This is a genomic window from Bradyrhizobium sp. 157, assembly GCF_023073815.1.
GTDB lineage: Bacteria > Pseudomonadota > Alphaproteobacteria > Rhizobiales > Xanthobacteraceae > Bradyrhizobium.
In genome coordinates this window covers 497,917-511,074 of sequence record NZ_JADPKF010000091.1, presented here as the reverse complement: position 1 = coordinate 511,074, position 13,158 = coordinate 497,917, and the positions used below count along the sequence as shown (strand labels likewise).

Genomic DNA, 13,158 nt, shown 5'->3' with positions numbered 1-13,158 from the left:
GTGTCCTCGCCCCACTTTGCAAAATTAGTCCAAGAGGAAAGAATGGACTTGAAGATCGTGCGCCCGAACAAATGGGCAAACTGCGCGATACGCGTTGGCTTGATCAGCTTGATCGTGGGTGGTGGCTTAGCTCTTCTCGCGACACGAGACTTCGCTCGGGGCGAAGGTGGCACGCCCATACAAGGGCAGGTTATCAAGGGCGCGCACCGCACGCTTAATGAAGGGCAGCGCATCTACGAAAAGGCAAATTGCGTAGGCTGCCACAAATGGCATGGCGATGGGGGAGGCGGCTATGGTGGCGCAGCGCTCTCGTTGCGAACTACGCAGCTCACTCGCGATCAAATCGTTGAGGTTGTCCATTGCGGGCGGCCGGGAACGGGGATGCCGCATTTTAATCGCGACGCTTACAAGGACTACGGATGCTATTCGGGCGTCACGGCTCAGGATCTCGGCAAAGACCTGCCTCTGGATGCGCCTGCATTTCTCCGGCCGAAGGAAATCGAGACCGTCGTTGATTATGTTCTGAAGCACATCAAAGGTAAGGGGCAGACAAGCTATCAGGACTGCGTTGACTACTTTGGAGAGGGCTCAAGAGCCTGTGAAGTCTACAAGAACATCTCCATTCACTCGAAAGCAACCGGAACGGAAGAGAAGCGATGAGTCATCGACGATTGATCTGGGCGCTACCGCTGTTGCTTCTCTTGGTCTCTTGCGCTGATGCGAACGCACGCCAGGCCACCGACTTGCGCGACCTGAGTCTCGGGATGTCGGTCGCTGACATCTCTCCTGAGAAGTATATTAACCTTGCTTGTGCCGACAAGCAGGGGATCAAGCTGGCGGGCTGGAAGGACTTTCGGACATGTCCAGCTGATGAAATGGGTTTGCACGGTATCTCGTTTCGGTTCAATGACGAAGTAAATCCGCTGGCGGCCGTGAACGACAAGTATGAGGGTACGAAGGTCGGCGGCCATCCCGTGCTACTGACGGGACTCGTCGACGGCAGCGGTGCGTTGCAAGGTATTCGGATCGACACGGATCCGAACGCACGTTTCTTCTGGCGTAAGAAGGCCCATCTTTTGGCGCTCATAGTGAAAGCCCGATACGGCGAAACGGGGTGGACGTGCCGTGAGGCGAAGCCCCATGATGGAGAAACTCCGGTGGGCGGTCTCTTTATCAAGGAGCGCTGCGAGAAGCGTTCAGAACGGCGTCGCTTGGTTCTGGATCGAGAGATCTATCGCCGCGCCGGCCAACCACTCTCGGACTTTGTCAATGCCACACACCTCGTCATCGAGCAGACGACTGGCCACTGATCGAGCGATTGCGAAACGACGAGGCTGCATTTGACCTCTGACGCTCTGTGGTGCCTCAGACAAGAACATGTTGCGGTGCAATGGCGAGCGGCGCCGGTATTGATCTTGCTAATAACCCGCTGACCTATCTGGCCGACGTGCTGGAGCGCATCGTGTCCGATCGCGACGGATCCGCTGGCAGACCGGGCTCGTCTGCTTCCTCCCTCGACTTAAGCCGCTGTTGGACAGGTCCAGCAGCGGCCTCTTTTTTTGGCCTCCAGTGCCCTGGCGTGCGACGAACAAGGCTTCAGCTGCACGAACTGCTCGCCTAGAACTGGAAGGCGGCGCACCAGCGCACCGCACCGGCCGCCGCACGAGCCCGCCTCGCCATAAAGTAGCACCGTCAATGACTGCAGACGCGATGCCTCTTAAAGAGCCCGACCCATGACTTCATGCTCGCATCGATCGCGATCCTGCCGCCACCCGCCTCTCAACTCGATGGCTACGTCGCCGCGATTGTAGCCCAACCGGCGTCGATGAGCCCGCTCGACTGGATTTCGACCGCTGCTCGCCGTCGATGCCGATGCTTTCAACCATGGCGGCGCTCTGGAGCCGCGGCGATGTCGCCGTCGCGCTGCGCCATAACGAGATCAGTCAGACGCTTTCGACCACGCCTAACCCGTTCGCGCCGATGCACCAGCGCAAAGCCAGTGTCGACGTCGATGCGCGACCTGGTGCCAAGGTCTCTATGCCGCGACGCTGCTCAGGCTGTCGGCGTGGACGCCGTTGCTGGACGCCAGCAACGTCAATCACGGCCTGCTGCTGCCCATCCTGCTACACTGCCGCAACGAACAGGGCGGCCCAGTACTCCGGGGATCAACGCAACGTTGCAATCGACGCGCGCAAGCGTGCCGGCTGCGAACGCCGCCGACGCAACAGGTGCGTCATCAGCGCAATCGTGTCGCCACTGGAGCGCCACGAGGCGGTCGCCGGACACTTTCTGCGCGCGCGCTACGTAGCGCCTACGCCAATATCCCAGCGGCCGTCTAGGTCTTGCGCCAGTATTGAATGTCGATCCGCTACGCACGCGGCCGCTGATCACCGCGGGCGTGGGGGTCATGCCGGTTGCTGTTGCCCTTTCGGTATGTTGGTGATCAAGGAACCGACGCGCGAGACCGTCATGCGCGATCGCGCGGGGGCGGGCGATGCACTGGTTTCCGGCGTGCTGCACGGTCTGCTCTGCGACAACTTCGCACAGTTGATCATATTCGATCGGAGCGTTCCGCCTCTCCTTTGCGACGGAGCCAATCGTTGGAACCGTCAAATGCTGCTCGAGAGATTCTGCGCGGTGATGGTGAGAAACTGGACAGGGGCGCTGCTCACGTCAACGTCGATTAGCCCGAGACGGTGGAGCACTGTATCAAGCGAGCGGCGCGCATGGGTTTCCTGCGCCCCGTCGATGCAGATGTCCATCAAACCGGACCGGAGACATTTTGCAGTGTTGTGAGTAAGCGCGTGTCCGATCCAGAATACCTTGTCCGGATGAGCCTTCAAGGCCGACGCGACTCCCTCTCTTCCGGCGCCGACAGTGTACAGCCCGATAACGTGATTGTCGTGACGCAACGCTTCCGTCAGCCTCTCTGCTGAAAGCAAATTGTCGTCATGTCCAAAAATGACGAGGCAGAAATTGTGATCGCCATTCGTGTGCTGCGTCAAATAGTCGGAGAAGCCGCGTATGCGCTCCCTATGCGCCCGATAGGCTCCGCTGTGGCACATGGCGAGCAAAGTGCCGCTACGTCCCTGTAGCATACGCGACATATAGTAGGCCGCGGTCCTTCCAGCGGCGTAGTTGTCGATGCCGATATAAGGCACATCCTCGCCGGCGCTTCCCGTAAGCATCTGTACGACTTCCACACCCGACATGCGGGCTTGGCGGATGCTCTCGGTAATCTCCGGATGGTCCGGAGCCAGAACGATGAGACCGGCTCGGCGAAGAGGGGGCTTTGCAATATGTTGAACGACGCCGGCGATATCGTCCTCGCGAACGAACGTCCGGTGCACTAAAATAGTTGGGTCCAAGGAGGCCGAAATCCGCTGGAAAGTAGTGTTGAGTTCGGCATAGAAAACCTCGACCTCCGGCTGAACGAGAAGCACCTCGATCCGAATGATGCCGCGGTGAGGCCTGAATCGTCGGTCGCCATATTTTAGTTTCTTTGCGGCCTTGATGATTCTTTCAGCAAGCCCTGTCCTCACGCCACCGCGGTCGTTGAGAACCCGCTCGACGGTTGCGGTGCCGACATTCGCCTCGCGCGCAATGTCTCTGATCGTGGGCCCCCTCAAATGCCTGCCTCCGGCCAATTTTGATCAACACGGAACGGGACTGTAAGCAGCGGCTTCGATATCTCTATCCATCACGCGCATGCACCGACGTAGCTACAGATCATGGACTGGATTTCGGTTTGCGATACGGAAGATATCGCAAACGAGGACGTCATGCGGTTCGATTACGAAGGCCGGACGCTCGCGACATACCGTAGTCCAGATGATCGCTACTTCGCCGCGGAATAGACTCTGCACCACGAGAAGATTCACCTTGCAGACGGGTTAGCCATGAACGACTCCATTGAATGTTCCACGGCAAAATGGCTTGCTAAACTAACTTAAAGGCGCCCATCGATCTGCCTTTACCTCTGGAATTGCGAAATTCGTTTGGCCAAGCCGAGACGAACCACTTTCTAGGGTTCTCCAACTCTTCGGGCTTTGCTACTGGCAATCCCGGGCTCGCCCGAGGTGAATAGGCGCACTTATTCCCTCGATTTGGTCTTCTGCACGTAAGGACCGTTGCCGTCGAAGGTGTAGGCGGTCTTCACCGTGGTATAGAACTCCTGCGCGTAGCGGCCCTGTTCGCGCGGACCATAGCTGGAGCCTTTGCGGCCGCCGAATGGCACGTGGTAGTCCACGCCGGCTGTCGGCAGGTTCACCATCACCATGCCGGCTTCTGCATTGCGCTTGAAGTGACTGGCGTATTTCAGGCTCGTAGTGCAAATGCCCGATGACAGGCCGAACGGCGTGTCGTTCGCCAGTTCCAGCGCCCCGTCGTAGTCCTTCGCCCGGGTCACGGTGGCTATTGGCCCGAAAATCTCCTCGCGTGCCACGCGCATCCCGTTGCTCACCTCAGTGAGCAGCGCGGGCGCTAGATAGAAGCCGGGAGCCTCACGCTTTAGGAGGTCGCCGCCAGCAACAAGCTTGGCGCCTTCGGCCTGGCCGATGCGGATATACTTCAGGTCCTGGTCGAGTTGGCTCTGGTCGACGACCGGGCCGATATGAGTGCCGGCCTTCAAGGCATCATCAATGACGAGCCCCTGCATCCGCTCCTGCATGGCGGCTACGAATTGGTCGTGGATGCCATCCGTCACAATCAGGCGCGACGAGGCCGTGCAGCGCTGGCCGGTGGAGAAGAAGGCGCTGTTCACGGCGCATTCCACCGCCACCTTCAGGTCGGCATCGTCCAGTACCACCATGGGGTTCTTGCCGCCCATCTCGAGTTGAACCTTCTTCATGGGATCAGCCGTTATGCAGGTCTGGGCGACCTTGCGCCCCGTCGGCACCGAGCCCGTGAAGGAGATGGCGGAAACCTTGGGGCTATTCAGCATCGCCTCGCCCACTATCGAGCCCCGGCCCATTACCAGGTTGAACACGCCCACCGGCACGCCGGCGCGGACGATGATCTCGGAGAGCGCATGAGCCGAACCAGGCACGAGCTCGGCTGGCTTGAATACAACGGTGTTGCCGTAAGCAAGCGCTGGCGCGACCTTCCAGGCCGGAATCGCGATGGGAAAGTTCCAAGGGGTGATAAGTCCAACGACACCAAGCGGCTCACGGGTGATTTCCACATCGATGAGCGGCCGCACCGACGGTACCTTCTCGCCCGCCAGGCGAAGACACTCGCCAGCGAAGAAGTGGAAGATCTGTCCGGCACGCGTTACCTCGCCGATGCCCTCCAGCAAGGTCTTGCCCTCCTCGCGGGAGAGCAGGCGACCGAGTTCGTCCTTGCGGGCGTGAATCTCATCGCCCACGGTCTTGAGAATGTCGTGGCGAGCCTGGATGGTGGAGCGCGACCAATTCGGAAAGGCATCATAAGCAGCGTCAATCGCACGCTCAGTCTCGGCAGCTGAGGCACGGGCATATTCGCCCACGACATCGTTAGTGTTGGACGGGTTGATATTTGGGGACGTCTCCGCGGCAGGAAGCCACTCGCCAGCAATATAGTTATGTGTCATCGATAAGCTCTCAACACTCGGGTTGGATTTAGAAAGCGCATAAACTGTCGGCTCGCGCGCTAGACCGACGAGCAAGTAACTTCGCGTAGAATTATTCAGCGTCCCCAGTAGAGGGCCAAAGGATTGACTCCACGCGCAAGCTCAATCAATCCAGCTCTCGTTTTGGGATGAATTTGATCGAGCGGGTGCCGTACAGCCTCACATTTGATAACGTTGCCTTCCCTCATAACGCTCTTGGCAGCGCGTAGACCACATTGACGGTTCTCGTAATTGATGAGCGGCAGCACCTTTGCATATGCAGCGGCCGCTTGCGTGCTGTGCCCTGCCTTGTGATGATTGATCACTGGGCGCAACAGATCGGGACAGAGCGCGCTCGACATCGTCCCGGTCGCGCCAGCTTCAAGATCTGCCATCATGGTAATGGCTTCCTCTCCGTCAAACGGACCTGCGATGGCGTCGCCCCCTGCCTCGATCAAGTTGCGCAGCTTCGAGGCAGCAAACGGCACCTCAATCTTGAAGTAGCTAACGAGCGGCACCTCTTGGGCCAGGCGCGCGAGAAAGGGTACCGAGAGCGTCACGCCGCTGAGTGGCGCATCCTGAACCATGATCGGAATTCTTGCCGCATCGGCGACACGAGCGAAATGCTCGATCACGCTGGCTTCGTCCACTTTTAGACCTGTGCCGTGGTAAGGCGGCATCAGCATGAGAAGACTTGCGCCTCGCTCGGCCGCGTAGCGTGCGCGCTCCACCGCGATACGAGTGCTGAAATGGCTGCATGTCACCATGACCGGCTTGCGCCCACCCACATGCGATAGACAGAGATCAACTAGCAGCCTGCGTTCCTCGTCCGACAACAGGAACTGTTCGGAATAGTTGGCGAGGATGCAAATCCCGTCGACCTCCTGATCAATCATGCAATCCAAAACACGCCGCTGCCCCTCAGGGTCGAGATCTCCAGAATCGGTAAATGGCGTTGGCGCGACGGGGAACAGGCCGCTGTATGGCGCGCTTTTTTGGACTGGCATGGGTAATGATCCTTTCCCGGGTTTGGCATGAGGCGCAATGTGACGAGTGGTTGTATCGGGCGCCAATCTTTCGAACTCGATCCGGCATTGCGAACATTCAGAAGCTCGAACTGAATGTCAGATCTCGTCTCAGTCTAGGTGGCCAGGCCTGCAGCGGCCGCGAAGATCGACATCGACACAACGAGCCGCGAAGGGCCAATAACGACTATTTTTCGAGCCTTGAGTTTAGTCGTCAGACACTCCGATTGGTGAGGAGGAAATCAACCAGGCAACAACATGCGGACGCGTTATGTGGTCATTGCTGATTTTTCGCAGGGGCAGTTGAGTCTCGAACGATCAACCGCGTTTCGAACTCCACCCTGGAGTGTATGTCCAGCGAGGCTTCATCAGCCAAAAAGTATTTGGCTGCCTGCTCGCCCATCAATCGAGCCGGGACGTCAACCGTCGTAAGCCCAGGAGTGAGATATTCGGCGATATCGAGATTATCGAAACCAATCATCGATACATCTTGCGGTACGCTCAATCCAACATCCTTGCAGCCTCGTAGTGCTCCGACAGCAAGTACGTCGCTCGTGCAAAATATCGCAGTTACATTCCTATTTTGATTGAGAATGATTTTGACTGCCGCTCGGCCGCGACTGAACTCGTAGGGTGATTCGACGACGACTATACTGGAACGGTTTATTCCACGACGTTCAGCCATGGCTAAGAACCCCTCAAGGCGGCCAGACGCGCGGTCGTTGTCGCGCGTTATTCCAGCGATTACGGCAAGATTTTTATGACCGAGGTCTGCAAGATAGGTCGCTGCTAAAGCTCCGCCGTTCCGATTGTCGAAACCCATGCAGGGAATCGAAAGATCTTCCGAGAGGGCGTACGTTACAGCAAACCTTACCTTGCGTTCACGCAGCAGCTTCAGCGTTTCCTTTCGATGGCAAGAGCCCACGAGAACAATGCCGTCAACGCCTTTTTCAATAAGGTTGCGCACTTCCCGAAACTCTCGGTCCAGATCATACCCCGTCGCTGAGTGAACAAGCGACGCGCCTGTCGGCGCGAGTCGGCTGTCCAGACCTTCCAGCATTCGAGTGAAGATCGCGCTGTCCAATGTCGGGACTATCACGCCGATCAGCCGAGAGCGCGAGGATCGTAGCGCGCGCGCCGATCCGTTCGGAACGTAGCCGAGCTCCTCAACAACCTGGAGAATGCGCTCCCTCATATCGACCGCGACGCTCTCCGGTCGATTCAGCACGCGCGAAACTGTGGCGATAGAACATCCAGCGCGCTTAGCTACTTCGATTACAGTCGGAGATTGACTGCCGCGGTCACCGCGAACCATTTTAACTGATGCCATCGGCTGTTTCTGCCACACTGGGCCATGCTGAAAGTGAGAGCGCCATCTGTGAAAACGTTACCACATCGTGCAGGACTAAGAAAGAGCCAACTCAAGCGAGTTGTATAGTATGAAGCTGGACAGGCAGTCCCCGAGCAGCTTCGCGCGGACAACATCCTATGCAAGTGCCCGTTGCCTCGACATAGGACGCATTTCTGGCGAGATATAAGTCTCTGATTTATAAGGTATATGGCCCGCAAGATGCGTCCAAGACTAATTGGCGACGCCCGAAAGCGCGCGTCGGCAATCAAAAGCAAAATCTTTGCTGTTAATGTAAACCATTTCATCATTGAGCAAGAATGTCCTTGCAATACGAACGAATGGCGTGTAAACCTTTTCATAGATCGGCCTCCAACAGAAGGGCCGTGACTGGCGACCTCACTGAGGACCAGAGAAAATTAAAGCGCAGGCCTTCCGCGTCTAACGAAGGTCTCGGCTTTAAAATTAGCTGTCTCAGTCGAAGCCTGCGTTCACGTACAGGAGAACGACGTGCGAGCGAAAATTAAGCGAACTGGCGCGACCCCAATTATCACGGCTAGGGAAGCCGCATCGTTGATATCCAACGGTGATTGCGTCTATTTCGGCGGCTCCAGCGGAGGCCATGCGGTTCCCGAGTCGATCATTAACGCGCTTCGCGACGTCTATTCCGAGCAAGGCGCACCGAAGGACCTGATGGTTGTGGGTACAGTGCCGATTGGCGACTGGGACACGGCTGGGTTCAGTAAGTTGGCGGCCCCTGGCTTGGTCCGTCGAGTTGTGGCGAGCGGCTTGAGCAATTGCCCTGCACTTGGACGGCTGGCGCTGGCCAATAAGATCGAAGCGTACACCATTCCCCAGGGTGTCTTGGCGCAACTCGCTCGCGAAAATGCAGCCGGGCGGCCTGGCGTTATCACGAAGGTTGGACTCCATACATTCGCCGATCCGCGAATCAGCGGCTGCAGGCAGAGCGAGTGCAGCAAAGAGGATATGGTTGCTGTTGTTGACATCGAAGGCGATGAGTATCTGCTTTACAAGACCTTTCCTATCCAGGTTGCGATCCTGCGAGGAAGCGTTGCAGACGAAAAGGGCAATATCTCTCTCGAGGACGAAGCATACGTCGGTGAGAGCATGTCGCTCGCCGTTGCAGCGCGGCGCTCAGGCGGAATAGTCATTGTTCAAGTCAAGCAGGTCGCCGCAGCGAATACGCTCAACCAACGAGAAGTCAGGATACCTGGAGTTCTGGTCGATTACCTCGTCGTCGATCCCGGACAACGGCAGACGTACGCGACGGAATACAGTCCAGCCTATGCTGGAAAAATGCGGGTGCCGGACGGGACGATCGCGCCGTTACCATTCGATGAGAGAAAGATAATCGCGCGACGGGCGGCGCTTGAGTTGATGCCCGGCGCTACCGTCAACATCGGCTATGGTATCTCGAACGGAATTGCCGTCGTGGCTGCCGAAGAAGGAATATATCGGTCAGTCACGCTAACGGCGGAGCAGGGGGTGATCGGCGGCATTCCTGCGCCCGGACAGGATGCGGGCGCCGGTACGAACTACGACATGATAGCACCGCAACCGGATCAGTTCGATTTTTACGACGGCGGCGGGCTGGACATCGCATTCCTTTCTTCTGCCGAAGTGGATCGACACGGCAACGTGAATGTCAGCCGCTTCGGCAGCAAGATCATAGGACCTGGCGGCTTCATAAACATCAGTCAGGGCGCCCAGAAGGTCGTTTTCTCCGGCACGCTCACAGCATCCGGTCTGAAGGCAATGCCGGATGACGGCTCTCTCGTCATTGCTAGCGAGGGAAAGGTCAAAAAATGGGTGAAGGACGTCCACCAAATTACCTTTAGCGGCGCTTTTGCAAAAGAACGCGAGCAAGAGGTCGTCTTCGTTACCGAGCGTGCCGTATTCAAACTTACGCCGAACGGCCTCATGCTGACCGAAATAGCGCCTGGCGTCTCAGTCGAAGAGCATGTGCTGCCGAATATCGAATTCGATGTAATCGTGTCGCCCGACCTAAAGCTGATGGGTGCGAGGATATTCAAGGATGAGCCGATGAACCTGGCGGTGCGGTTTCACGATGGCGTCGGACAGGCGTAAAGGAGGCTGACGTGAAGTTCGTTACTAGAGAGTACTCCGACAAGGTCGAGATCCTGACGATGAATAGGCCGGAGCGACGCAACGCTCTTGGCGGAGACATTCTGAAAGATCTGCTGGAATCGGTGGATAGAGCTGCCAACGATAAAGACGTTAACGTGATACTGCTCGCTGGAAACGGTCCCGGTTTTTCAGCCGGTGCAGATCTCAAGGAATTCTCCGCAGGCGACATCAATGACAACTTCGATCTAAATCGCCGCCTGGGAGCATTTGTGCGCTCCATCGCTCTAATCAGAAAGCCGGTCGTCAGTGCTGTCGATGGGTTTGCCATGGGCGGTGGCTTTATGCTTGCAGCGTCGTGCGACGTCGTGGTGACGGCTCCGGCTACGCGCTGGCACTTGCCGGAGGTTTCGCTGGGTTGGCTGCCGGGCTTCGGACTCGACACAATAGCCGCACGCGTCGGTCCCTTTGCGGCTCGCTTCTTAAGCTGGAGTCCTATCGCTATCGATGGAGTGGAGGCTCATAGGCTGCGGCTGGCGGACATTTTGTCATCTCCAAACGAAACCGCTCGCGAGACCGCCTTCCGCTATGCCAAGGACCTTGCGGCGATGCCGCCTCACGCCGTGTTGACTACTAAACAATTCTTCTCCCCGTCGATCACCGCGGGAGCCGAAGTCATGGATGATTTGGCAAACCGCTACTTCGCTCAGGACGTTCTCCACGAGACGGCGCGAGCGAACATGCAGCGCTTCCTTCCGAAGAAGACCGCCGGCGTCCAGCCTCATCCTGGTCCCGCATGAAACTGAATCTCGCCGGCTGACAAGGCGAAAACATTGGAGGAAATAATGCGAACGTCATTCCTGATCGCCACATGCCTCTCATTTGCGCTCAATTGCTTTGCGGTCTCGAATAGCTGGGCTGCCGAAGTCCCGGCGGCGGGAAAGAGTCCTCGAATCGATGCGATCCGCAAATCGGGCGTACTTCGTGTTGCCGTTCTTCACAACATGCCGTGGCTGGTTGAAAATACGAGCGGCAAGGGCGCGAAATGGAGCGGACCCGCATGGCTGCTTGCGAACGCATTCGCCAAACAGCTTGGTGTTCGCCTTCAGGAGGTTGCGGTCAGTCACGAAACGAAGATACCGGTGCTTGCCGCCAACCAAGTCGATATTGCGATAACGCCTTTGGCCGAGTCCCCCGAGCGGCTTAAGGTCGTCGATTTCGTCCATTATTCGAACACAAGCGTTTGCGTGTTCGGCCTGAAAAGCAACCCCAAGTTCTCCAAGGCAAAGACTGTTGACGATCTCAACAGTGCAGACGTGACCATTGCGTTCTTGCTCGGCGCCGTCGAGGAGACCTGGGTCAAAGGGCGTTTCAACAAAGCTAAACACCGTGGAGTCATCACGTCGTCTGTCATTCCTATTGATGACATCATGTCCGGTCGGGCCGACGCCGCGCCCATCAACCGTGTTCAGTGGCCGGCGTTGCAGGCGAAGCTGTCAGTACTTGCCATCCTGCCTACGGAAAACAACTGCCAGGATAGTAAGGAAAAGTCTCAGCCAATCGGCATGGCTATCGACAAGGGTCAGGACGTCTTTCGCACTTGGCTGGAAGCGACCACGTCTGAGCTGTCGAAAGAAGCGCAAGCTGAAGAGGCGAGGGTAATCAAGGCGTCTGGAACTCCTTGAAAGCAAGCAGATGGAGTGTCGCTGGTGATCTCCTTTAGCCAGCGATGCTCCAGATTGCCCCGCGATGGGACGCGAAGGAGGTTGCGATGGACTTTGACTTGTCTCCCGTTTTGAACAACTGGCGATACCTGCTCGACGGGCTTCTGATAACCGTCTCTCTCTCTGCATTGACGATCATCGCTGCGACCCTGTTGGGAGGAGCTGTCGGGTTGCTGCGCGTATATGGTCCCAGATGGCTCGCGATCGTACTGGCCTTCTATGTAGACAGCGCTCGCTCGATTCCCGCGCTTGCTGTGCTCATCTGGATGTATTTCGCTTTCCCGCTCTTGATCGGCATAACGCTGCCGCCCTTCTGGTCAGCGTTTATTGCACTCAGTGCTTACATCGCCGCATACATTTCCGAAATCGTACGTGGCGGAGTGTTGTCCATTCGGCAAGGTCAATCACGAGCTGCTATGGCACTCGGTATGACGAAAGGTCAGATGATCAGAAAGATCATTTTGCCGCAGACGGTGGTGAGAATTCTTCCCTCATACGGAAACATGTTGTCGATTACGGTGAAGAGCTCCGCCATATGTTCGGTCATTGCTGTGCCAGACTACCTGCTCAAGACCGGCATCGTCGCTGCTCAAACATATCGACCACTTGAGCTCTACACCGTAGCAATACTCGTTTATATCGCGATGATCCTGCCGTTGACGCGTTCAGTCGACTGGATTTATTCGCGGCTAGCCCACCTAGGGCGCTCATGAATCTAGATTGGTCAATAGTCTGGCAATATCGCTGGGACTTTCTCATCGGTGTAGTCAACACGGTGCTGATGACGTTGGTCACCATGTTGATATCCGTCCCAGGGGGATTGCTGATCATGCTTCTTCGCAGCTCGCGCATGCGAGTTGTACGAGGCGCAGCAATTCTTTACGTCGAATTGTTCAGAGCCGTTCCGCTGATCCTGCTCGTATACTGGATCTTTTACGTCATGCCGCGGCTGGGTGCTCAATTGCCGCCGTTCCTGACCGGCGTAGTGGCACTCTCGTTGATCGTTTCTGCATATAATTCGGAGACGTTCCGCGCGGGTGTGAACTCGATACGAAAAGGTCAGACTGATGCTGGCCTGGCGCTTGGAATGTCACGGCTGCAAGTTCTCGCAGGAATCGTGCTCCCGCAAGCGATGCGGCGTGTGTTGCCGGCATTTAGCAATACGTGGGTGTCCTTGTTCAAAGATACATCTCTTGTATCCGTCATCGCGGTAAGTGAGCTGTCTTATGTTTCACTCCAAGCGCGCGCGCAGAGTTTTCGCATCATCGAGATTTTGACGGCCATGGCGGTGATCTATTGGTGCCTTGGTTATCCGCAGTCAAAGCTCGTCGACTGGATCAATAGAAAATACGAAATAAGAGAGTGACG

At 57.0% G+C, this 13,158-nt stretch carries 11 protein-coding genes and 1 pseudogene; 8 read left to right on the top strand and 4 right to left on the bottom strand.

The genetic code is table 11. The features are described from left to right. The first annotated feature begins 42 nt into the window (after positions 1–42). Complete coding sequence (locus IVA95_RS29165) at positions 43–660, top strand: c-type cytochrome (protein WP_247513600.1); 618 nt, start codon at positions 43–45, stop codon at positions 658–660. Next, entirely contained in the window at positions 657–1,310 is a 654-nt protein-coding gene (locus tag IVA95_RS29160; protein ID WP_247513599.1) for a hypothetical protein, read from the top strand. Before IVA95_RS29165 ends, IVA95_RS29160 begins: the two co-directional genes overlap by 4 nt. A gap of 1,299 nt (positions 1,311–2,609) precedes the next feature. Here the strand turns inward: IVA95_RS29160 and IVA95_RS29155 are convergent. Further along, positions 2,610–3,647, bottom strand: a complete 1,038-nt coding sequence (locus IVA95_RS29155) for a LacI family DNA-binding transcriptional regulator (protein WP_247513598.1) — start codon at positions 3,645–3,647, stop codon at positions 2,610–2,612. An 84-nt stretch (positions 3,648–3,731) separates the two neighbouring features. Between IVA95_RS29155 and IVA95_RS29150 the strand changes: the two are divergent. Beyond that, a pseudogene (locus IVA95_RS29150) lies at positions 3,732–3,936 on the top strand (Rieske 2Fe-2S domain-containing protein); the annotation flags it as partial. 157 nt (positions 3,937–4,093) lie between these two features. Here the strand turns inward: IVA95_RS29150 and IVA95_RS29145 are convergent. The 3 genes from IVA95_RS29145 to IVA95_RS29135 all read right to left on the bottom strand — a co-directional run bounded on the left by IVA95_RS29145 (position 4,094) and on the right by IVA95_RS29135 (position 7,942). After that, entirely contained in the window at positions 4,094–5,569 is a 1,476-nt protein-coding gene (locus tag IVA95_RS29145; protein ID WP_247513687.1) for an aldehyde dehydrogenase family protein, read from the bottom strand. A 95-nt stretch (positions 5,570–5,664) separates the two neighbouring features. Next, complete coding sequence (locus tag IVA95_RS29140) at positions 5,665–6,594, bottom strand: dihydrodipicolinate synthase family protein (RefSeq protein WP_247513597.1); 930 nt, start codon at positions 6,592–6,594, stop codon at positions 5,665–5,667. A 295-nt stretch (positions 6,595–6,889) separates the two neighbouring features. Next, a complete protein-coding gene (locus IVA95_RS29135; RefSeq protein ID WP_247513596.1) occupies positions 6,890–7,942 on the bottom strand; it encodes a LacI family DNA-binding transcriptional regulator in 1,053 nt (350 codons plus the stop codon). A 528-nt stretch (positions 7,943–8,470) separates the two neighbouring features. On the opposite strand from IVA95_RS29135, the gene IVA95_RS29130 reads away from it, so the two are divergent. From IVA95_RS29130 to IVA95_RS29110, 5 genes are all read left to right on the top strand, one after another. Continuing rightward, a complete protein-coding gene (locus IVA95_RS29130; RefSeq protein ID WP_247513595.1) occupies positions 8,471–10,069 on the top strand; it encodes a CoA-transferase in 1,599 nt (532 codons plus the stop codon). Positions 10,070–10,080: 11 nt separating this feature from the next. After that, positions 10,081–10,866: an enoyl-CoA hydratase/isomerase family protein gene (locus tag IVA95_RS29125; protein ID WP_247513594.1), complete on the top strand. Its 786-nt coding sequence runs from the start codon at positions 10,081–10,083 to the stop codon at positions 10,864–10,866. 45 nt (positions 10,867–10,911) lie between these two features. After that, on the top strand, positions 10,912–11,751 hold the full coding sequence (locus IVA95_RS29120; protein ID WP_247513593.1) for a transporter substrate-binding domain-containing protein: 840 nt from the start codon (positions 10,912–10,914) through the stop codon (positions 11,749–11,751). Positions 11,752–11,837: 86 nt separating this feature from the next. Further along, entirely contained in the window at positions 11,838–12,503 is a 666-nt protein-coding gene (locus IVA95_RS29115; RefSeq protein WP_247513592.1) for an amino acid ABC transporter permease, read from the top strand. After that, positions 12,500–13,156 (top strand): amino acid ABC transporter permease, encoded by a 657-nt coding sequence (locus IVA95_RS29110; protein WP_247513591.1) that lies wholly within the window; start codon positions 12,500–12,502, stop codon positions 13,154–13,156. Before IVA95_RS29115 ends, IVA95_RS29110 begins: the two co-directional genes overlap by 4 nt. Positions 13,157–13,158 lie beyond the last annotated feature (2 nt).